This window comes from Rhizobium sp. P2_G9 (genome assembly GCF_056403475.1).
In genome coordinates this window covers 139,100-159,832 of record NZ_JBFUFK010000010.1, presented here as the reverse complement: position 1 = coordinate 159,832, position 20,733 = coordinate 139,100, and the positions used below count along the sequence as shown (strand labels likewise).

Genomic DNA, 20,733 nt, shown 5'->3' with positions numbered 1-20,733 from the left:
GACGCTGCTGACAGTTTCTGGCAGCAGTGAACGGGCAATCGAGGGGCAGAGATGGATAGCCTGAGCGATCCGCAGCACTACATGCCGAACGAGACCCGGCTGGCAAAGATCCAGGCAGAGATCGCCGGATACAATGCCGAGCGGCCGGCCATCCAGCGGCAGGCCTATATCCAGGTCGGCCTCTACATGGGCGCCTATGCACTCGTATTGCTGTTCTTCGTCTATCTGCTGCTGCACAGCAGCGACCACAGCAAGCACAATCCGCTGGGCTTCGTCGTCGCCGTGGTGGCGGCGTGCGGCTGGTGGGTGTGGGGCTTTGCCTGGCAACCGGTGAAGGACTATCAGCTCGGCCTGCGCTACCGGCTGTTCCCGGTGGTCTTCGGCTTCATCGATCGTGTGGAATATGCTCAGGGTCGCGCGCCGGCTGGCCTGCTCGCCGACATCAAGAGCATGAAGCTGGTCCGCTTCAGCCATAGCGAAAATGACGACCTGATCAGCGGCACGCATGACGGGCTCAGCTTCGAAATGGTCGAATCCAGGCTCCAGGTCGGCAGCGGCAAGGACAGGACGACGGTGTTCCGCGGACTGATCTTCCGCTTTCCCGTCGAGCCTGAGTTTCCCGGCCTGCTCGTCGCAGCCCGGCGCGGCAACCTTGTGCAGGAATGGGTTCACGACACCTTTGGCGGCAACGAGGACACGATCGCTTCTGATGATGCGGAGATCGATGCGGCCTATGCGATCCATACCGACAATGAAAGGGCCGCGAGAGCGATCGTCGAGGGGACGTTGATTGCGGCGCTCAAATACCTGAAGCGCAACTGGCAGTCCGGGGACGCGCGCATCGCATTGCGCGGCCGGGAATGTTTCCTGCTGCTGCCCGCCGATCGCGACTACTTTCACGTGCCGTCGATCCTGCAGGACGTGGACTACAGGCAGGATGTCGAGCCGATGATCCGCGACATGGTCGTGCTGCTTGCCATTGCGCATCTGATCAGCAAGGTCGGCGTCGCGGGCGGAAAATTCTGAATCGAGCGAGCCGCTCCATCGCCCGCCTGCACCTTGCGGGCGAAGCTCCCTGCGATCCAGACCGCTCGGCTCCCGCGCCTTGGGCAGCCTATCCACATTGTCCCAGAGCAGATCGATGTCGTCCGCTCCCATCGCATGCGGCTGCCGCGTTCCATCCTCCCGCAGAGAAGCGCGGCGGCAAGCGCGCCCTCTCTCCGTAGGAGAGCCCCCCTTGCCGCCCATTGCCGCCTCAATGATTTCAATGGCTTACAGCTGCTTGCCGCCCTTGCCGCCTTTTGCTTGCCGTTTCCGCCGTAGTTATTGATTCTATTGAATAAAACAGGCGGCAAGCATTTCCTTGCCGCCCCTTGCCGCCACCTTGCCGCCACCTTGCCGCCTGCTTGCCGCCTATCAATCCAGGTCTCCAATCGCCGTCAAACCGGGCCTGTTGCCCCGCCTGTCGAATCTGTTTGAAACAGCAATCTCACCGTCCGGATATGCCTTCAAAAGCATATCCCATGGTTGCAGGCTCCGTCTCGAATTGCCGGCGCGCCGGCGACAGGTCATCTCCGCGCAATGTCGGATGCTGTAGTCTTCTGTCAAAGAGGCTGGCAGGCCATGTGTCCTCCCGCACTCGGCTCCCCCATTTGATGCGCATTCGCCATGGCATGTGAAAAATCGGGCGGGGGCGCAGAACATTGTTAACCATCCGCGGCCAAGCTCGCGCTAGTTGATAACGAATCGATTGCGGAAAAGTTTTGCGTGCGCTTTCGCCCGATTAGGAGATTTCGAAATGTCCGCAAATATTGAAGCCGCCGGTGGCGTGTCACCGATGGATGACACAGGAGACACCAACCCGGCAGTCCTGACGATTGCGTCGAAGATAACAATGGCAGAGGGCGGAACCTTTACCTTCACCACTCAGTCCGGCGCCATGTCCTATACGGACGATCCGGGCACTGTGGACTCCGACGTCGTCTTCACCATCAGCAATGTGCTGAATGGGACATTGATGGTCAATGGCGTCGCATCGGACAGTTTGACCTTTACGGGAGCGCAGCTCAAGGCCGGCCTGGTCAGCTTTGTGCATGACGGCGACGAAGACGTATCTTCAGGAGCCGGTTTCGACGTGACGGTCGTGGATGCCTCGGGCATCCCGGCCACGGGCACGCTGAAGTTCGCTGTGACCGCGGTTAACGACGCGCCGGCATTGTCGCTCGGCGGCCAGGATAACCCAGCCAATCTGCCGCATATCACAGAGGGCGGGACTTCGGACGCATTTTCGACCGGGCAAATATATGGGTTCGACAATGATGACAGCAGCCTGACTTATCTCGTCAGCAATCTGCAGCACGGATATGTGCAGGTCGGTACCACCAAGGTCACCTCGTTTACGCAGCAGCAATTTGACAACGGTCTCGTGACATTCCACCAGAATGGCGACGATGCGGCAACGGCGAGCTTCGATATCCAGGTCCGTGATCCGCACAGTGCTGTCTCGGATACCCAGACCTACACATTCACGGTTGACAATGTCGATGATCCCGCGACTTTCTCAGGCACTGAGACCGGCACGGTCCGCTCGCTGCTGAAAACCAGTGTCAGCGGCACGCTACATGTTTCCGATCCTGACAGTTCGACGGCCCTGGTGGCCGTGACAGGACAGACCTCGGATCAGGGCTATGGTACCTTCTCGGTCGCCGCAGACGGGACCTGGACCTACAATCTCGACTCGTCTGCCGTCGCCAACCTTGCGAACGGGGACACGACGCAGGACACGTTCAGCGTCCAGACCGCGGGTGGAGATGTCGACACCATCACCATCAACATCCAGGGCACGACCGCGATCTACGGAACCGAGGAGGATGATTCCGCCGATGCGCTGACCGGCGACACGGCGGGAAATTACATCTTCGGCCTCGGCGGCAACGACAACGCTCTCGGCCTCGGCGGCAATGATACGATGTATGGCGGCGCCGGCGACGATACCCTTGTCGGCGGCGCGGGGACGGACATTCTCTCCGGCGACGACGGCAACGACACAGCCTCCTACGAGGATGCGAAATTGGCGGTGACGGCGAGCCTGGCGAAGCCGAGCATCAATCTCGGCGATGCGCATGGCGACACCTATTCGTCGATCGAGAATCTTAGGGGTTCCGACCTTGGCGACAAGCTCTACGGCGACGGCAGCGTCAACGTGCTCAGTGGCGGTGCGGGTAATGACTTTCTCGACGGCGGCGCCAGCGCCGACGCGCTGGACGGCGGCGACGGCGCGGACACGGCCTCCTATGCTTCCGCTACAGCCGGTGTGACAGCCAGCCTGCTGAAGCCGAGCGCCAACACGGGCGATGCCGAGGGCGATACCTATGTCTCGATCGAGAATCTGACCGGCTCCAGCTTTGCCGACAGTCTCACTGGCGACACCGGAGCCAATACGCTCATCGGCGGCACCGGTAACGACGTTCTCGAAGGCGGTGTGGGCGCCGACCGGCTGGATGGCGGCGTCGGGTTGGACACTGTCTCCTATGCCGGCTCGGTGAAGGGCGTGACGGCCAGCCTGCTCAAGCCTTCCGACAATACCGGCGATGCCAAGGGCGATATTTATGTCGCGATCGAAAACCTGACAGGCTCCGGCAAGGCGGACAAGCTGACCGGCAATGGCCTGGCCAATGTGATCACCGGCGGTGCCGGTATCGACCAGCTCTGGGGCGGCAGCGGCGCCGATACCTTCGTGTTCGGCAAGGGCGATACGGGATCTTCCGCGAAGACTGCTGACGTGATCGAGGATTTCTCGCATGCCCAGCACGATATCATCGATCTCATAGCGATCGACGCCAATACCAAGACCGGCGCGGATGACCACTTCAAGATCGTCACCAGCGAGAAGCAGGCGCTTGCCACGATCGGCAGCCTCTATATCGAGACGCATGGCAAGGACTACACGATCTTCCTGAACAACGACGCTCACAAGGGTTTTGATATGGCAATCGATGTCGAGGGTAATAAGCCTGTCGACGCGGACTTCCATCTCTGAGCGTGCTGCCGAGGCCGGCCATATCGCCGGCCTCGGCAAGCGCCGGGCTTGTAGCGGTGGCCGCGAAGACTGTTTGTGCGGGGAGCCGCTACGACGTCCGTTACTTCGCCTCCGAGCAGTTCACATCGCCGAGCGATGTCGCCGCCTTGCCCTCGACATCGACAGTGACGCTGCCGCCGGCGGTACAGCGGGTCTTGCCGACGATGCCTGTCTTGAAATGCACCATGGGCTGGCCGTCTATCTGCACGGAATTGATCACGTCGTAGAGCTCTTTCGGGCAGTTGGCGACATCGGAGAGCCGGAGCGCCGGCTTGCCGCCGATCGTCATCGTCATCGAGCCGCTCAGCGCGCAGGCGGGGATCTGGTCGGCCCGGGCCGCAAGCGGGATGAGCAGGAAGAGCAGGGTGGGCAGCAAGCGTTTCATAGTCTTCGCTTTCATCTCAAAGACGCGTTTTCAGCATCATGACGCAGCAATCCGGCAGGATTGCAACAGACTATCATTCAGCCGCGGAAAATGAAGGTGGCACCGACGGCGATCAGAGGCAGACGCGGATTTGGGATACAAGTTGCCGCTATCGACCTGGCGCCGCTTCAGGAGGCATGCGCTATTCTTCCGGCACCATGGCCGGCTTGCCCTCGGCATCCAGCGCGACCATCACGAATACCGCGGCGGTGACCTTGTCCATCTGGTGCGACAGATAGCGCTGTGCCCAGGTCTCGACATTCAGCGTGATGGATGTGCGGCCGACCTTGATGATCTCGGTATAGACACAGAGCGTGTCGCCGATCTTCACCGGCAATTGGAAAACCATTTCCCTGACGGCGACGGTAACCACGCGGCCGCGGGCGCGCTCGGCGGCGCGGATGCCGCAGGCAAGGTCCATCTGCGCCATGACCCAGCCGCCGAAAATGTCGCCGGCGGCATTGGCGTCGCCCGGCATGGCAAGCGTCCTTAGCGTCAGTTCTCCGATGATATCCGGTGCAGGTGTCATGGTCATTTCTTGCAGTCGGCGATGAGTTTCTGGAAAGCGGCGCGCGAGCCCTTCAAGGAGAAGGTCGCGTCCGGCCCATGGTCGCTGGTTTCCGAAACCGTGACTTGCTTCTCGTGCTGCAACATATCGACCATGGGGGCGCCGATCTCTGTGTCCGTGGCCAGGGCGCCATCCATCTCCTCGTAGACAGAGGGCAGGTCGAACATTTTCAGGTCAAGCGAGAATTCGAGCTTGCCTTTGAAATTGTCACCTGGCGGGAACCCCTTCGTCGGGGCTGGAAGGAAGCGGATGGAGAGTTTTCCCGGTTCGCCGCAGGTCAAGGAAAGGTAGGCCTTGTCCTTGCCGGCTGGGGCGCAGATGCTTGCAGTCATGACGCTGCCGCCTTCGTCCTCCTGCATCCCGGCCGTCCAATGATCGCACTGCTCGGCGGCCAGCGCGGGCAAGGGTATGGCGATCAGTGTAGCAAAGACCAGATGGCGCATGGCAAACTCCCTCCTTGTTTGCTGCAGACAACAGGCAAATCGCGCTGAATGCAAGGCTATGGCGTCTTGGTTCTTGGGAGTTCCATTGTATCGAGGGCAAAATCGGCAATGCTTGCCGTATCGTCAAGATCGAAGACCGGAAGGTCGGTGTCCGTCACCGGATGGTCGGCGGCGATGGCGGCGATATAGGGGTCGGTGGGCGCCAGCGGCTCACGGCTGCTTGCCTCCAGGCGGCGAGCCTCGATCTTCGGCACCGGCTCGCGCTTATAGCCTTCGATCACCACGATATCCGCCGGTGCAAGCCGCGCCAGTACCTCGGCGAGGGTCGGCTCGGGCGCGCCGCGCAATTCGTGCATGATGGCATAGCGCGTGCCGGAGACGATCGTCACCTCATGGGCACCGGCCTGGCGATGGCGGAAGGAGTCGGCCCCGACCTTGTCGATGTCGAAGTCATGATGCGCGTGCTTGATCGTCGAAACCACGTAGCCGCGGGCGATGAGTTCGCTAACAAGGCGGACGGTCAGGCCGGTCTTGCCGGAATTCTTCCACCCGGCAATGCCGAGGATTTTGGGTGCGGTCATCTGATCGATCCCTCAGAAGCCGCGCGTATTGAGTATTTTTCTTGCATATTCAAGGTCGTCCCTCGTGTTGACGTTGAAGAACGGATCGAGATCGCCGAATTCGGTTGCGGCGAACGGAAAGGCGACCATGCGGACAGGCAGGTCCTTCAGGAAGGCTCGGACTTTCAGGGTTGGCGGGTTTTCCAGCCACGCGCCGAGGCGCTCTTCGAGCGACAGCGGCCATAGGCCCATGACCGGATGCATCTGTCCGCCGGACATGGTCAGCGCGATATCATCCGAGCCGATGAGGGCCGCCTGCAGGCGGGCGACAAGGTCGAGCGGAAAGAACGGTGCGTCGACCGGCACAATCGCGACATGGCTGGCCGCGACGCCGGATTCGCGAATATGCGCCAGCGCGGCATGGATGCCGGCGAGCGGGCCGTGAAAGCCGATGAAACGGTCGCCGAAACTCTGGATTGCCGGTAGCGCGATCGCCGGCTCGTTGCTGTTGAGATGAAGTGCGCTCACCTGCGGGCGCAGGCGGTTTGCGACATGGTCGATGAGGCGGCCTTTGCCGAACGGCAGCAGCGCTTTGGCCTCGCCCATTCTCGACGACTTGCCGCCGCTCAGGATCACACCAGGGAAGAGCGCACTCATGCCGACTGCCTCGAAGTCTGTCCAGTGTTAATGGGCGGCGTGACAATCTTGACCGTGGCGGCGTTTACAGTGAAACTTGCCATGGCTGATGTTATCCGCAGCGCGCCCTTGAGATTGGGATGGAGGGCCATTGAGCGTATCCGTGAACGATGTGCTTCATCGTCTATAGATCGACTAGGTCCCGTTCAAAAAGTATGGAGCTAAATTTTCCGTCGCGAAACTCTTTCGGCCTCGCGCTGTATTGTCGTGCAAGCGTAAGCTAATCTTTCAACGTCACAGAAGCGGCAATTTTCTCGATCGTCGCTTGAAGCGTGACAAACTTCTCTTCGTCGGCGCTTCCGAGCAGACGAATTACCCGAGTACCTTTAACGCCCAAATACTGCAAGAAGCTCTTCTTTCGTCCTCTGTCGTTATAGGTTCCCTTTAGCAGATAACCATTTGTGCCCGCGAAGGCAGTTTCTTTCTGCATGGTCACCTTCGCCGCTCGGAAGCCTGTCGTTGTTCTAAGGGCGCGCTCTGCCAGTGTCGCAAGATTCGATAAGTCTCCGCTTACCTGTGCTTCCGTCACGGTCATCATGGGCTGCAGCCCTTCGGGATCAACGTTCTTGTCCCCGACCATCATCGATACAGTGCTACCACCGAAGGTATCTATGATGTTGAAGGGCTCAGCGATTTCGATTTTGAACGGCAGAACCGACAATTGTTCATGAAGCGATGGCGCTGGTCCTGTGGAAACGGACGCGTATGCCGTTTTCACAACTCTTGGGTCCAATGCACTCTCTTGCGGAACTTGAAAGGTAATCAAGACGGTCTTTTTTCCACCATAAAGCGCTATCCACTTGTCGAGGACAATGCCATTCTGCTCTTGGGTGCCATGCAGTAACGGAACCATTTCTCCGCTGGCAATCTTGATGACCTCTCGGTCAGTCACCATTATGCCCTGGGTCGCAAAACCTTTCGCGGCGTCTTCCGGATCGTCGAAGAGCGTAGACACCTGCTCCATCGCTTCGGGGGGGAGCTCGAACACGAACAGGCTGCCCCCCTTTTCCAGGTTCACAAAACCCGTAAAATCTGTCGCCGGGACAAACCCCTCGGGCGGGGTCATGGTCACCGTAGTTCCTGTAACAGCGATGGGCTCCGAAGCTATGGCCGGCGTAACATTCGCACAGCATGCGATTGAGAATGCAAAGCTTAGTCCTGCTGTCAGCAATTTGCCCAGCCACGAAACACCGGTACTCTTCCGCATATATTTTCCTTATGTCGATCTAAGCCGTTTCGACAAAGCTCGCCTTCATGGTCATCTGATGTTGAATAGTGCTCGCTGGGTAACCGAGGATATGCCGAACAACAGATTTATGGCAACCGGAATTGCAAACGTGCTTTGGCCCTCAACCCGATATGACTAAAGCCGAACTTGAAAAGAATTAATCCGCGGATTTTTTGTAGGTTTGTTGAACCGATCAAGGGCCTGCGCTAATTGCCAGCGCTCGCCGCCTGTCACCGGTTGCGCTCGATAATCGGAAAGACCTGGTAGCTTTCCTTGTTTTCGGGCGCCGTACCATTGTTGCCGTCGAGGCTTCCCTCGAAGGTCGGGTCGACGTCGTATCGCCGCAGGACGAACTGAGCATCGCCGAATTGCCATGTGCCGGATGACCAGGCGTCACCCTCTCTGCGCCATTTCGCATTCATCGAGATCGAATTTGTCTTCGGATCGAAGGCGGAATCGGTGAGAACAGATGTGGTCGCATAGCCAGCCACTTTCGGCGGCGACTTGAGTTTGGAAAAACTCTCATCGGTATAGTCGTAGTCGAGTTTCGGTTCGGCGAAGGACAATATCCGGAACGCACCGTCCTCCTTCGTCAGGTAGACGAAAGTGGAGTCATAGGCACCACGTGCGCAGAGCAACTGGTAGAGAAGGAAGGTATTGTCGGGAGAATCCTGGTCCTGGCCGGGATGGCGGTAGCGGATTTGATAGAGGTGGCTGTTGCCCAGTTCGCTGCTTTGTTGAAAGGTAGTGAAGTTGCAGGCTTTGCCTGCGATTTTTTCCGCCCATCGCATTGCCTGGACGATCGCCTTGTTGTCATCGGCTCGCGCCGTGCCGGACAGGAGGGCAATGCCGATCGCAAGGCAGGCGATCGGCCGGAAAATGGTCTGCAAACGCATGTGGAAAATCCCTCAGCCGCCGGTGACGCTCATATGGCGGGCGACGGCCGGCCGGTTGTGTTCGCGGTCGATGATGAAGTCGTGGCCCTTGGGCTTGCGGCGGATGGCCTCGTCGATGGCTGCGGCAAGGACGGTGTCGTCATCGCTTGAGCGCAGGACGGCGCGGAGGTCGGCGGCATCGTTCTGGCCGAGGCACATATAGAGCGTGCCGGTGCAGGTTAGCCGCACCCGATTGCAGCTCTCGCAGAAATTATGGGTCATCGGCGTGATGAAGCCGAGCCGGCCGCCGGTTTCGGCAACGCGGACATAGCGGGCCGGGCCGCCGGTGCGGAAGTCGAGATCTTCGAGAATGAACTGCTCTTCCAACGATTTGCGCAGCACCGACAAAGGCAGATATTGGTCCGTGCGGTCCTCGTCGATCTCGCCCATCGGCATGGTTTCGATGACGGTCATGTCCATGCCCAGTCCATGCGACCAGCGCATCAGCTCGGGGATTTCGTGGTCGTTGAAATCCTTGAGCGCTACGCTGTTGATCTTGACGTGCAGGCCCGCCTTGCGGGCCGCGTCGATGCCGGCGAGGACCTTGACAAGTTCGCCGGTGCGGGTGATGGCGCGGAACTTTTCCGCGTCGAGTGTATCGACCGAGACATTGATGCGGCGGACCCCGGCATCGGCCAGTTCATCGGCGAAGCGGGCAAGCTGCGAGCCATTGGTGGTCAGCGTCAGCTCTTCCAGGCCGAAGCCGATCCGCGAGCCCAGGCTGCGGACCAGATGCATGATATTGTGCCGCACCAACGGCTCGCCGCCGGTCAGCCGGAGCTTACGCACGCCCTTGGCGATGAAGGCGGAACAGACGCGGTCGAGCTCTTCCAGCGTCAGCAGATCCTTCTTCGGCAGGAAGACCATCTTCTCGGCCATGCAATAGGTGCAGCGGAAATCACAGCGATCGGTCACCGAGACGCGCAGATAACTGATATGGCGCCCGAACGGATCAATCATCGGCGCCGGACGTGTCTCGTTTGTGATCGTGCCGGGATGGGCATTCATGCGTGCGAACCTCTACGCGAGCGACAGACGGCTCACGTCTCTCTCGATTTATATAGTGAAGTCTAGCAGGATTTGAACCCGAAAGTTCTTGCGGATGCGACGGCTGGTCCTTAATTGCGGACAAAAGGATGTGAAAGATGAGTGATCACTGGCCGACTGAAATCAAGGTATCCAAGGACAAGCGGGTGCTGAGCATCACCTTCGACGATGGTGCGGCCGTCGCGCTGCCGGCGGAGATGCTGCGCGTGCTGTCTCCATCAGCGGAGGTGAAGGGGCACGGACCGGGCCAGGAGGTCACCGTGCCCGGCAAGCGCAATGTCGGCATCATGTCGGTGACGCCGACCGGCAATTACGCCATCCGCATCGGCTTCGACGACATGCACGATACGGGGATATTCACCTGGAGCTATCTGTGGGAACTCGGCGAGCGGGGCGGGGAGATGTTCGCGGACTATGAGCGGAAGCTGGCGGAGAAGGGGTTGAGCCGTTGAGCGCGATAGTCGCGCTCAACGATGGTCCCGCCTGCCGGTGTTTGCCGTTGGCATTTCGTCACCGGGCTCGGGCGGCAGGCTCTTCAGACTTTCCAGGATAGCAAGCGCCTTTTCCGGATTGCCGCGCAACACGCGCTCCTCAATCCTTCTCCGAGCGCGTCGGCGACTGATCGCTTCAACGATGAGACTGAATATCTCCATCAGCTTCCTCCGCCAGCAAGATCTGAACGATCTTTTCCATATGCTCGGCCACCTCCAGGCAGCGCTCCTCGGCCGTTTCGCCCATCACCGTGTCGATCAGTGCGGTCTGGATCGCCATCGCCTTCTCGGTGATGTCCTTGCCTTCGGGGGTCAGGAATAGTCTCAGCACGCGCTTGTCGCGGCCGTCGCCGCGGCGTTCGATCAACTGGCGTTTTTCCAGCTGCGGCAGCAGCATCGACATGTTGGAGCGGCCGACGAGCAGCTTGCGCGCCAGTTCCTGCTGCGAAATGCCCTCGCGGCGGTAGAGGTTCACCAGGATGTCAAGATGCGGCGGCTTTATCTCAAGATGGGCCATGTTGCGCGCCAGCGTCAGCTGCATCAACTGGCAGGCGCGGCCGACGGCGATCCAGGTGCGGAAACGTGGATGATCCCAGGGCAGTTTCTGCGTTTTGGTTAGTGCTTGATTTTTGTTCATTGTTGTACTTTATTGTTCAGCATTGAACCTATCAGGCTGCTATCATGATGTCATCATATATCGCCAAGCTGACAGGGCAAGCCATCAATCTCGCCGGGCTGGTCGCGCCGCGAATGGCGGGGCAGGCGGCATTCCGGCTATTTTGTGCGACAGGCAATCCTGCGCCCGCCAATCACAAGGTCAAACGCCTGTTCGACATGTCGCAGCCCCAGATGCGGCAGGCGGAGCGGTTGATGTTGGCTGTGCCGAACGGCCATGTCACCGCGCACCGGTTCCCGCCGCTCGGGGTGCCGGACGGCAGGCGCCTTCTCGTCATTCATGGCTGGGGATCGCGGATCGACTATATGCAGGCGCTTGTCACCGGGCTGAGACAGGCGGGCGCCGAAGTGGTCGGCCTTGATTTGCCGGGCCATGGCGGGTCGAGCGGCCGCCGGCTCACCGTGCCGATGGCCGTGGATGCGATCGACGCGGTCTGGCGGCAATTCGAGCATTTCGATGCGGTGATCGGCCATTCCTTCGGCGGCTTCGTCGCCGCCATGGCGGCTGCCGCGCCGCAGGACTGGGTGAAGCGACGGGCACCGCATAAGCTGGTGCTGATCGCAGCACCCGTGGCCGCCAAGCATATTTTCGATGGCTATGCCGGCGAAATGGGTTTTACCGGCCGTGTACACCGGGCGATGGAGGCGGCGGTGGAGGCCCTGACAAACCGGCCTGTCGCTTTCTACGCGGCCGATGCGATGCTGAAGTCGAAGCCGGACCTGCCGGTGCTGGTGCTGCATGCCGAGGACGACAAGGAAGTTTCGGCGCACGCTGCCCGCCTTTATGCGGCAGTTGGGCCGCAGGTCCATCTTGTCTGGCTGAACGGGCTGGGTCATCGCCGCATCGTCAATTCACCGGCGACGATCGATGCCATCAAAACTTTTCTCGGGTGATTTACCACCTCATCGTGTAGAGCAATTCCGGCAACGGAGATGCACCATGCGCAAGGTCGAAAACCTCGAGGAACTCGCTCAAATCTACAATAGCGGCCTGAGCCAGGCATCGATCGTCAAGGTCATGCCGCGCTTGACGCAGGAATATCGCCGCATGATCGAGGCCTCGCCCTTCGTGGCACTCGCGACATCGGGACCGGAAGGGCTCGACTGTTCACCGCGCGGTGACGCCGGCCAGGTGGTGCATATCGAGGATGAGAAGACACTGATGCTGCCCGACTGGCGCGGCAACAACCGGGTCGATTCGCTCTCCAACATCGTGCGCGATCCGCGCGTGGCGCTGATGTTCCTGATCCCCGGCTCCAACACGACGATGCGCGTCAACGGTCATGCCATCGTGGCGATCGAGCCCGCGCTGCTCGAACGTTTCGAGATGGACGGCAAGCATCCGCGCTCGGTCGTGGTGATCACCATCGACGAGGTCTATTCGCAATGCGCCCGCGCCGTGATTCGCGCCGACCTGTGGAACGCGGAAAAATTCGTGGCACCCGGCTGCCTGCCGACTGTCGGCGACATGTTGAAGGGCATCGCCACCGAGTTCGACGGCGAGACCTATGACAAGGAATGGGCCGGGCGCGCCGCCAAGACCATGTGGTAGGTGATCGGCTGTGTTGTTTCGGGCAGTGGAGGCAGGAGATCGCCAATGAGGCTCGTCACGCGCGAACTTCCCACGTCATGGTATGACAACGAGGCGGTCGTGTTCGAGGGAGAAGATCCGGAACCGTTCGACGTCGAAGTCACCACGGCGACGCATGCCAGCTTCATGTTTGCCCCGCATGGCCCCGATGAAGTTCATTCTTTCAGCGCTCAGTTGCTAGCCCTGCCGGATTGCCTTGTCGTCAAGGTCGCGCAATTCAGCTTCATCCTCGACCCGATAACGAAATGCCGCTACTTTGGCTCGTCGGATCGGGGGCGGACTTGGAGTCCCATCGAGGATGCCGAAATGTCTGCTTTGATGGAGGGGCGGGAGCCGCAGCTGAATTCCGAAACAACCTGAAACATCTTCGACCATAGCAGGTGGATGTCAAACGTGACGGAGTTCAATCCAGAGCAAGTGAAACGCATTGAAGGCGCCTTCGAGACCATTCGCGGCGCCGTCAGCCAGTTCGGTCGCGCGCTCGACGCGGATGACCATTATCCCGGCGCGGGAGTTCCGCTCGAAGAGGAAGGCAATGCCGACATTCGCGACGCTTTTGCCCGTGTTCCGGAACTTTCGCAACTGCTTCCGAAACTCAATGCCGCCGTCCAGCGCGGTGACAATCTCGCCGACAGCGGATATGAGATTGTCGCCGAGTTGAAGCTGGCAGAAGCTCGGCTGTCGCGGCGCTAGATGGCGCCATCCCTCGACAGGGCCGAGGGACGGAACCGGCACAGAGGCTGGCCCTGACCAGCCGCGCAATATCTTATTGCCCGCCGACTTCCTTCTTGAACGTCGCCATATCGACCTGCATGCCGTTCAACACGGTGCTCCAGTGGCGGGTCAGGGCCGAGATCGCCACGGCTTCCTGGATTTCCTGGTCGGTAGCGCCGGCGCGGCGGGCGTCGAGCGTGTCTTCGTAGATGCAGTATGTGCAGGGAATCTGTGCCGAGACCGCGAGGCTGATGAGCGCCTTGGTCTTGGCGTTCAGCGCCGTTTTGTCGCTCAGCTGCAGGTCGCGGACCTCGGCCCAGGCGCCGGGTATCGCTTCTTTCGGGAAGGCTTTGACGAAGGTCGGCACGCTGCCCATCATCTGCTTGATTTCGGCATAGGCGGCATCGGCCGAGGCGGGAACATCGCCGGCGAAGCTGGCACCGATGCCCATGGTGACGGCGATGAGCGAGGCGGTGGCAAGGATGCGAGAGACATGCGCGGTCATCTGGAAACTCCCTTGATCCGAGAAAAACCTTACACTGTAAGGCCAAGATGAGAGTTAGCTATACGGCGTAAGAATTTCAAGAGGGAAGTCTGTTGCGGCGACGTGCGCGTCGGGAATTTGTGCGATCTTTGCCGGCTGGCCGATGGGGATTTCGGGGCGGCTGTCTTATCTACGCAAATAGCGCGCCCCACAAGAACGTTATAGTCAAAGGTGCGGGCGAGGAGAGGAAGATGAAATCAGCAATAGCCGGTGTTTTTGCAGCGATGGCGATGGCCGGCCCAGCCCTTGCGGACGACCTCACGCTTGAGCAGAAGCTCGATATCCTGGTGAAAGCCTATCCCGACACGGTGACCAGCGCTTCCAACAATCACATCGTCTTCCGCCAGAAACAGGAAGCGGTGATCGTCGACGATGGCAAGAAACGCGATCATTTCCAGATGCTGGAGGATGGCGACGTCGAGGACAGCCTTGAACAGATCTATCCGGCTGGGCCCTGCGAAACCCGGCCCGACGTCAATTTCGATCCCGGCCGCATCCGCTCCGAGCCTTTCATACGGGTGATGTATGGCGGTTCGAAGAAGGAGGTTCAGGACAATCTCGTGGCGGTGAAATGGTTCGGCGAGACGCTGCATGTGACCAAGGTCAACGGCGTGGACAAGGCGCTGGCCGCAGCCCGAGATGAGCTTGCCGGCCATGCGGACCTGAAGAAATATCTCGCGCCCTCGGCTGGTGTCTTCAACTGGCGGCCGGTTGCCGGGCAGAAGAACCTCTCGGTCCATAGTTTTGGCGCGGCGATCGACCTCAACACCAAATTCGCCGACTATTGGCTCTGGTCGGGTGGCAAACCGGGCCATGTGCCGGTCTACAAGAACAAATTTCCCATGGAAATCGTCGCCATCTTTGAGAAACACGGTTTCATTTGGGGTGGCCGCTGGTATCACTACGATACGATGCATTTCGAATATCGGCCGGAACTCCTCGAAATCGCCCGTCGTTCCGGCATATCCGCCTGTCAATGAATGGAAGTCCGAGAATGCTGAAACTTTACATGGCCGGTCCCGAAGTCTTCCTGCCGAATGCGCGCGAGATGATGAAGACGAAGGTGGCGCTCTGCCAGAAATACGGTTTTGAGGCGATCTGCCCGGGCGATCTCGACATCCCGCCGGCCGACACCAAGCACGGCTTCGGCCTTGCGATCAGCAGGGTCGACGAAGAGATGATGGATCGCGCCGATGGCGTGATCGCCAACCTCACACCCTTCCGCGGCATTGCGGCGGATGTCGGCACCTGTTTCGAACTCGGTTATATGTGCGCCCAGGGCAAGCTGGTGGCTGCCTATACCAACGTCACGACAAGCCATTACGAGCGCACCGTCGATTACTATGGCGGCAAGATCGCGCCGACGGCCGATGGCCACAAGCGTGGCCCGGACGGCCTGTCGGCCGAGGACTTTGACATGATCGACAATCTGATGATGCATGGCGGCGTCGAGCGCCGCGGCGGGCATATCGCCGTCCATAATGCTGCGCCGGATGCGCTCTATACGGATCTGACGGCGTTTGAGGAATGCCTCAAGGCGCTGGCGCAGCAGCGGGACGAAAGGCACAAGGACGAGGGGAAGCGGCCGGAAGAGCTTGACGCGAGCAATGATGACTGAGGGGTGGGCTGGGCGTAGCCAGGTTTGACGGAGGGGCGAGGGCGGACCGGCGCAATCCGAAGTCAAAGCCCGGTTTTTGTCCTACGCGTTCCTGTGCCGGCTGCGCATCCCATCATTCAGCAAGATTTGAGGCGCGGGCACCCTTCTTTTCGCTGTGCTGCAAGGTGTACATCGCTTCGGCGAAAATCTCGCGCCGACGCTGTGCTATCGCGCTGACAACGCGCTGCTTCTCCGTCGAAGAGGCGCTCTGGTTGACAGCGGTCACTGATGCCTCGTTTTCCAGCATGTCGACCAGCAAATTGCGCATGACGCCATTTTCTTCGCGCAGCCGCTGCAGTTCGGCGCTGTGCTTGCTGGTCAGCAATTTGCGGGCAATGGTTTCATTGATGGTTTTTTCGACCAGCCTGGTTTTGACAGCGAAGTAACGAGCGACGAAAAACGTCACGATCGCGGCGCATAGGCCAAGCACGAGATAGAACATCTTCGGGAACTCCGGTTTAGCTATTCACTTCGTGACGGGACCGGTGGTTTTCAATATCCAGGTGCGATTTATGACCGCAGTGAAGGCATTGAACCACCTTCACAAGGGATCACACCGGCTATTCGGCCTGATACTTTTTCCGATACTCCGCCTCGTATTTCTGCATCACGCGGTTCATCTTCTCCGTCTTTTCCGTCTGTCCTGCCTCCGCCGCCTTGCCCATCAGTTTCACCCAGTTGCCGGCCTCCTGCGAGAATTCGTAGACGGTCAGGTTATGCTGCTTCAGCACGTCCTGCGGGTCCTTGCCGAATTCCGCCGAGACCGTGAGGTCGGCCTGGACGCGGGCATAGTCGTCGAAGGTGGCGAGCTTGGCTTCGATTTCCGGCTGATCATTGCGGCCCTTGAAGCGGCCGACGGCGGGGTTGGCGAAGACTTCGCCATAGTGAATGTACATGTAGGAGGCAGGGTCGCCATGTTTCAGCGCGTCGAGGAAGGCCGCGTTCGTCTGGTTCCAATGCGCCTCGTCGACGTTGAGCACTTTCAGGATATCGGCGAGGGGCTGCTGATTGGAGAGCCGCGCATTGCCGGCCGCCCATTCTTCGAAGGTGACGCCGTTGACCGGTGGCGGCAGCCTGTCGTCGGCAAGGGCTGCGCCTGCGGCGAGGATGAAGGCTGCAGCAAGGGCGGAGCGGATCGGACGGAGATTCATGCAGGAAGACCTTTTTGCTTCTGTTGTTACCACCTCTATCCGTTCTCAGAGGGTGCCGATGTTCCCGCGGTGACTTGTCGACGATTGATGCCGGCAACGTGTGCAGCCTGCGCGTTCAGGCGCCGGCCTTCGTGGCATGCTGCGCCCGCATCTCTTCGGCCGATTGGCGCACGACGTCGGAGACCTGCATCAGCTGCTTGGCGAGCGGACTCGTCTTGCGCCAGATCATGCCGATCGTGCGGGCCGGCTGGGTGCCCGGAAATCGGCCGATGGAAACGGTGGCGGAGCGGGTTTCCACCGATACCGCCATTTCCGGGATCAGGGTCACGCCGATGCCGGCGCTGACCATCTGCACCAGCGTTGAGAGCGAGCTGCCATCCAGAAGCTCGCGCGGCAGCGCCGTCTGCATGTTGCAGAAGGAGAGCGCCTGGTCGCGGAAGCAGTGACCTTCCTCGAGCAGCAGCAGTTTCATCTCGCGCAGTGCCTCGCGGTTCGGCACCGGCTTGCCCTCGTCCTCGCCCGGCCGGACCAGCACGAAGTTTTCGGCAAACAGCGGCACCTCGGTTATCGACGGCTCGGAGACCGGCAGCGCCACGATGGCCGTGTCGAGCCGCCCGGCAGCCAGCTCCTGCATCAGTTTCGAGGTCAGTGATTCCCGCACATGGATGTCGAGCCCTTCATTGAGGCGGGTGAGGTTGCCGATGATGGTCGGCAGCAGATAGGGCGCGATCGTCGGGATGACGCCAATCCTCAGCCGCCCGACCAGCCGGTCTTGCGCCGCGCGCGCCAGATCCTCGAGCTCATCGACCGAGCGCAGGATTTCGCGGGCGCGGGCGAGGAACGTCTCGCCGAAATGGGTGAGGCGGAGCTGACGGGCGCTGCGCTCGAACAGATTGATGCCGAGCGTTTCCTCCATCTCCTTGATCTGCATCGACAGCGCGGGTTGCGAGATGGCGCATATTTCGGCGGCGCGACCGAAATGTCCGTGCCTGGCGAGCGCCTCGAAATAGCGGAGCTGTTTGAGTGTCAGGTTGATCATAAGCTCATCTTATCGCGGCGATCAGGAAATCCAACTTAAATTAATGGAACAACCTTGATATGGTCAAAATAGGAAGATGGGATACCGCCATGCCGAGACCAATTCATATCGCCATCACCGCGCCTGCCGGCCGATCGTGCAGCAGGCTATGAGATCGGATGGCCTCTCCAGGGCTCCGTGATTTTTTCCCTGGATGGCATCCTTTTCGCAACCGCACCGAAGCAACCCTAAGGGAGAGAAATATGGACGCCAAAGTCGAGAACGCCGGCAAGTGTCCAGTCGCGCATACGTCGACCAGCACAAGGTCGAACCGCGACTGGTGGCCGAACCAGCTGAACCTCAAGCTGCTGCACCAGCATTCCGCCAAGTCGGACCCGATGGGTACTGGATTTGATTATGCCGAAGAGTTCAAGAAGCTTGACCTCGCGGGCCTGAAGATGGACCTGCAGGCGCTGATGACGGATTCGCAGGAATGGTGGCCGGCCGACTTCGGTCACTACGGCCCGTTCTTCATCCGCATGGCCTGGCACAGCGCCGGAACCTATCGCACGGCCGATGGCCGCGGCGGCGCGGGTGCGGGCCAGCAGCGGTTCGCGCCGCTCAACAGCTGGCCGGACAATGTCAATCTCGACAAGGCCCGCCGCCTGCTCTGGCCGATCAAGCAGAAATACGGCAACCGGATCTCCTGGGCTGACCTCATGATCCTTACCGGCAACGTGGCGCTGGAATCGATGGGCTTCAAGACCTTCGGTTTCGCCGGCGGTCGCCCGGATGTCTGGGAGCCGGACGAAGATGTCTACTGGGGCAAGGAAGACGTCTGGCTCGAAGACAAGCGTTATTCCGGTGATCGTGATCTCGAAAACCCGCTCGCCGCCGTGCAGATGGGCCTGATCTACGTCAACCCGGAAGGCCCGAACGGCAATCCCGACCCGCTCGCCTCGGCGCGCGACATTCGCGAAACCTTTGCCCGCATGGCAATGAACGACGAAGAGACCGTGGCGCTGATCGCCGGCGGCCACACCTTCGGCAAGACGCATGGTGCGGGTCCCGCCACCCATGTTGGCGTTGAGCCGGAAGGTGGCGACATCGAAGCCCAGGGCTTTGGCTGGATTTCCAGCTATGGCAGCGGCAAGGGCGGCGACACGATTTCGAGCGGCCTCGAAGTCACCTGGACCTCGACGCCGACCAAGTGGAGCAACAACTTCTTCTGGAACCTGTTCGGCTACGATTGGGAACTGACGAAGAGCCCGGCTGGTGCGCATCAATGGACGCCGAAAAACGGCGCCGGCGCCAACACAATTCCGGATGCGCATGACAAGTCCAAGCGTCATGCTCCGACCATGCTGACCAGCGACTTGGCGCTGCGTTTCGACCCGGCTTACGAGAAGATCTCGCGGCATTTCTTCGAAAATCCCGAAGCCTTCGCCGACGCCTTCGCACGTGCCTGGTTCAAGCTGACCCATCGCGACATGGGCCCGCGCCCGCGCTACCTCGGTCCGGATGTTCCGGCCGAAGAGCTGATCTGGCAGGACCCGATCCCGGCCGTCAATCACCCACTGGTCGATGCGAAGGATGTTGCCGATCTCAAGGCGAAGATTCTTGCCTCGGGCCTGACGGTGTCGCAGTTGGTCTCGACGGCCTGGGCCTCCGCTTCGACCTTCCGTGGTTCCGACATGCGCGGCGGCGCCAATGGTGCGCGCGTCCGCCTCGAGCCGCAGAAGGATTGGGCGGTCAACCAGCCGGCTCAGCTCGCCGGCGTGCTCGAAAAGCTCGAAGGCATCCAGAAGAGCTTCAATGACGCCCAGAGCGGCGGCAAGAAAGTGTCGCTGGCCGACCTGATCGTTCTCGGCGGTGCCGCTGCGGTCGAAAAGGCGGCAGCCGATGGCGGCAACGCCCTCGAAGTTGCGTTCACGCCGGGCCGCATGGACGCGTCGCAGGAGCAGACGGATGTCGAGTCTTTCGACGTGCTCGAGCCGATCGCCGATGGTTTCCGCAACTACCTCAAGGGCAATTATTCGATCTCGGCCGAAGAGCTGCTGGTCGACAAGGCCCAGTTGCTGACGCTGACGGCGCCGGAAATGACCGTGCTCGTCGGCGGCCTGCGTGCACTCGGCGCCAATGCCGACGGCTCGCAGAACGGCGCCTTCACCAAGCGTCCGGGCGCGCTGACCAACGACTTCTTCGTCAACCTGCTCGATATGGCGACGGAGTGGAAGGCGGCCGACGGTTCGAAGAACCTGTTCGAAGGCCGTGACCGCAAGACCGGCGAGACTAGGTGGACCGCCACCCGCGTCGACCTCGTCTTCGGCTCGAACTCGCAGCTCAGGGCGCTCGCCGAAGTCTACGGCCAGAGCGATGCCAAGGGCAAGTTCGTCGCCGATTTCGTCAAGGCCTGGAACAAGGTGATGAACGCGGATCGTTACGACCTGGCCTGATCGGCGACTTCCACCAATGACAGCAAAGCCCGCGGCAGTCGTGCCGCGGGCTTTTGCTTGATGGCCCGACCGCGACGCCAAGAAGGAGAGCAAGCGATGAAAGACCGGCAGACGGGGCTTAATCCTCTCATGAATAATACCAAATGGGACGAACTTCGACTTGCGATGTACGGTTTGGAGCCACCACCTCGATGGAGCACCTGCAGCCTCACCGGCTACACAAGTCCACCCCAGCGGGAGTGGTACTATCATTTCCGAGACGGTGGTTATGACGACATTGTCTATGTCGATATTTTCGCCGATACCGCCGTTCATATGGACGGCATTGCAGTGGTGTTGAGGGAAATACATGTGCCAGCCGACGAGATCGAGGGCGGCTATCGCGTATACGGATATTCGTCACCGGGGCAGATCGTCAGCTATCTTTGAGGCGCAAGCAACCATGCTGGAGATGCGT

General features: G+C 60.3%; 25 protein-coding genes. 12 read left to right on the top strand and 13 right to left on the bottom strand.

Annotated elements, in window-relative coordinates; all coding sequences use genetic code 11:
• Nucleotides 1-51: 51 nt before the first annotated feature.
• Together AC1DYF_RS10835 and AC1DYF_RS10830 are read left to right on the top strand one after the other, a co-directional pair.
• The gene (locus AC1DYF_RS10835) at nt 52-1,026 is read left to right on the top strand and encodes a DUF3137 domain-containing protein (protein WP_477876732.1); all 975 of its coding nucleotides are present in this window, start codon (nt 52-54) and stop codon (nt 1,024-1,026) included.
• A 772-nt stretch (nt 1,027-1,798) separates the two neighbouring features.
• Nucleotides 1,799-4,039, top strand: a complete 2,241-nt coding sequence (locus AC1DYF_RS10830; RefSeq protein ID WP_477876731.1) for a cadherin-like domain-containing protein — start codon at nt 1,799-1,801, stop codon at nt 4,037-4,039.
• Nucleotides 4,040-4,139: 100 nt separating this feature from the next.
• Here AC1DYF_RS10830 and AC1DYF_RS10825 read toward each other — a convergent pair whose 3' ends face one another.
• From AC1DYF_RS10825 to AC1DYF_RS10800, 6 genes are all read right to left on the bottom strand, one after another.
• Entirely contained in the window at nt 4,140-4,463 is a 324-nt protein-coding gene (locus tag AC1DYF_RS10825) for a PAAR domain-containing protein (protein ID WP_477876730.1), read from the bottom strand.
• A gap of 181 nt (nt 4,464-4,644) precedes the next feature.
• Nucleotides 4,645-5,031, bottom strand: coding sequence for an acyl-CoA thioesterase (locus AC1DYF_RS10820; protein ID WP_477876729.1), 387 nt, complete (start codon nt 5,029-5,031; stop codon nt 4,645-4,647).
• Nucleotides 5,032-5,033: 2 nt separating this feature from the next.
• On the bottom strand, nt 5,034-5,513 hold the full coding sequence (locus tag AC1DYF_RS10815) for a hypothetical protein (protein WP_477876728.1): 480 nt from the start codon (nt 5,511-5,513) through the stop codon (nt 5,034-5,036).
• Between the two features lie 56 nt (nt 5,514-5,569).
• Nucleotides 5,570-6,094: a molybdopterin-guanine dinucleotide biosynthesis protein B gene (mobB, locus tag AC1DYF_RS10810; protein ID WP_477876727.1), complete on the bottom strand. Its 525-nt coding sequence runs from the start codon at nt 6,092-6,094 to the stop codon at nt 5,570-5,572.
• Between the two features lie 12 nt (nt 6,095-6,106).
• A complete protein-coding gene (gene mobA / locus AC1DYF_RS10805; protein ID WP_477876726.1) occupies nt 6,107-6,730 on the bottom strand; it encodes a molybdenum cofactor guanylyltransferase in 624 nt (207 codons plus the stop codon).
• Between the two features lie 259 nt (nt 6,731-6,989).
• On the bottom strand, nt 6,990-7,835 hold the full coding sequence (locus tag AC1DYF_RS10800; RefSeq protein WP_477876725.1) for a hypothetical protein: 846 nt from the start codon (nt 7,833-7,835) through the stop codon (nt 6,990-6,992).
• Between AC1DYF_RS10800 and AC1DYF_RS10795 the strand changes: the two genes are divergently transcribed.
• A complete protein-coding gene (locus AC1DYF_RS10795) occupies nt 7,834-8,136 on the top strand; it encodes a hypothetical protein (RefSeq protein ID WP_477876724.1) in 303 nt (100 codons plus the stop codon). The genes AC1DYF_RS10800 and AC1DYF_RS10795 overlap by 2 nt on opposite strands.
• A gap of 91 nt (nt 8,137-8,227) precedes the next feature.
• On the opposite strand, the gene AC1DYF_RS10790 is transcribed toward AC1DYF_RS10795, so the two are convergent.
• Entirely contained in the window at nt 8,228-8,893 is a 666-nt protein-coding gene (locus tag AC1DYF_RS10790) for a hypothetical protein (protein WP_477876723.1), read from the bottom strand.
• Between the two features lie 12 nt (nt 8,894-8,905).
• Nucleotides 8,906-9,940 carry a GTP 3',8-cyclase MoaA gene (moaA, locus tag AC1DYF_RS10785; protein ID WP_477876722.1) on the bottom strand — a complete coding sequence of 345 codons (1,035 nt, stop codon included), beginning with the start codon at nt 9,938-9,940 and terminating at the stop codon, nt 8,906-8,908.
• A gap of 137 nt (nt 9,941-10,077) precedes the next feature.
• Between moaA and AC1DYF_RS10780 the strand changes: the two genes are divergently transcribed.
• Complete coding sequence (locus AC1DYF_RS10780) at nt 10,078-10,431, top strand: gamma-butyrobetaine hydroxylase family protein (RefSeq protein ID WP_477876721.1); 354 nt, start codon at nt 10,078-10,080, stop codon at nt 10,429-10,431.
• A gap of 175 nt (nt 10,432-10,606) precedes the next feature.
• Here AC1DYF_RS10780 and AC1DYF_RS10775 read toward each other — a convergent pair whose 3' ends face one another.
• A complete protein-coding gene (locus tag AC1DYF_RS10775; protein ID WP_477876720.1) occupies nt 10,607-11,107 on the bottom strand; it encodes a MarR family winged helix-turn-helix transcriptional regulator in 501 nt (166 codons plus the stop codon).
• Between the two features lie 44 nt (nt 11,108-11,151).
• Between AC1DYF_RS10775 and AC1DYF_RS10770 the strand changes: the two genes are divergently transcribed.
• Genes AC1DYF_RS10770 through AC1DYF_RS10755 form a run of 4 tightly spaced genes read left to right on the top strand, consistent with a single transcriptional unit; the run spans nt 11,152 to nt 13,429 of the window.
• Nucleotides 11,152-12,039, top strand: coding sequence for an alpha/beta hydrolase (locus AC1DYF_RS10770; RefSeq protein ID WP_477876719.1), 888 nt, complete (start codon nt 11,152-11,154; stop codon nt 12,037-12,039).
• Nucleotides 12,040-12,085: 46 nt separating this feature from the next.
• Complete coding sequence (locus AC1DYF_RS10765) at nt 12,086-12,697, top strand: pyridoxamine 5'-phosphate oxidase family protein (RefSeq protein ID WP_477876718.1); 612 nt, start codon at nt 12,086-12,088, stop codon at nt 12,695-12,697.
• Between the two features lie 45 nt (nt 12,698-12,742).
• Nucleotides 12,743-13,096: a hypothetical protein gene (locus AC1DYF_RS10760; RefSeq protein ID WP_477876717.1), complete on the top strand. Its 354-nt coding sequence runs from the start codon at nt 12,743-12,745 to the stop codon at nt 13,094-13,096.
• A 33-nt stretch (nt 13,097-13,129) separates the two neighbouring features.
• A complete protein-coding gene (locus AC1DYF_RS10755; protein ID WP_477876716.1) occupies nt 13,130-13,429 on the top strand; it encodes a hypothetical protein in 300 nt (99 codons plus the stop codon).
• 73 nt (nt 13,430-13,502) lie between these two features.
• Here the strand turns inward: AC1DYF_RS10755 and AC1DYF_RS10750 are convergent, their stop codons facing one another.
• Nucleotides 13,503-13,955 carry a carboxymuconolactone decarboxylase family protein gene (locus AC1DYF_RS10750; RefSeq protein ID WP_477876715.1) on the bottom strand — a complete coding sequence of 151 codons (453 nt, stop codon included), beginning with the start codon at nt 13,953-13,955 and terminating at the stop codon, nt 13,503-13,505.
• A 230-nt stretch (nt 13,956-14,185) separates the two neighbouring features.
• On the opposite strand from AC1DYF_RS10750, the gene AC1DYF_RS10745 reads away from it, so the two are divergent.
• Entirely contained in the window at nt 14,186-14,974 is a 789-nt protein-coding gene (locus AC1DYF_RS10745; RefSeq protein WP_477876714.1) for a M15 family metallopeptidase, read from the top strand.
• A 14-nt stretch (nt 14,975-14,988) separates the two neighbouring features.
• Nucleotides 14,989-15,612 (top strand): nucleoside 2-deoxyribosyltransferase, encoded by a 624-nt coding sequence (locus AC1DYF_RS10740; protein ID WP_477876713.1) that lies wholly within the window; start codon nt 14,989-14,991, stop codon nt 15,610-15,612.
• A 112-nt stretch (nt 15,613-15,724) separates the two neighbouring features.
• Here AC1DYF_RS10740 and AC1DYF_RS10735 read toward each other — a convergent pair whose 3' ends face one another.
• The 3 genes from AC1DYF_RS10735 to AC1DYF_RS10725 all read right to left on the bottom strand — a co-directional run bounded on the left by AC1DYF_RS10735 (nt 15,725) and on the right by AC1DYF_RS10725 (nt 17,841).
• A complete protein-coding gene (locus AC1DYF_RS10735; protein ID WP_477876712.1) occupies nt 15,725-16,093 on the bottom strand; it encodes a hypothetical protein in 369 nt (122 codons plus the stop codon).
• Nucleotides 16,094-16,211: 118 nt separating this feature from the next.
• On the bottom strand, nt 16,212-16,802 hold the full coding sequence (locus AC1DYF_RS10730) for a hypothetical protein (RefSeq protein WP_477876711.1): 591 nt from the start codon (nt 16,800-16,802) through the stop codon (nt 16,212-16,214).
• Between the two features lie 115 nt (nt 16,803-16,917).
• Nucleotides 16,918-17,841, bottom strand: coding sequence for a hydrogen peroxide-inducible genes activator (locus AC1DYF_RS10725; protein ID WP_477876710.1), 924 nt, complete (start codon nt 17,839-17,841; stop codon nt 16,918-16,920).
• 242 nt (nt 17,842-18,083) lie between these two features.
• Between AC1DYF_RS10725 and katG the strand changes: the two genes are divergently transcribed.
• A complete protein-coding gene (gene katG / locus AC1DYF_RS10720; protein ID WP_477876709.1) occupies nt 18,084-20,276 on the top strand; it encodes a catalase/peroxidase HPI in 2,193 nt (730 codons plus the stop codon).
• Nucleotides 20,277-20,372: 96 nt separating this feature from the next.
• A complete protein-coding gene (locus AC1DYF_RS10715; RefSeq protein ID WP_477876708.1) occupies nt 20,373-20,705 on the top strand; it encodes a DUF6678 family protein in 333 nt (110 codons plus the stop codon).
• Nucleotides 20,706-20,733 lie beyond the last annotated feature (28 nt).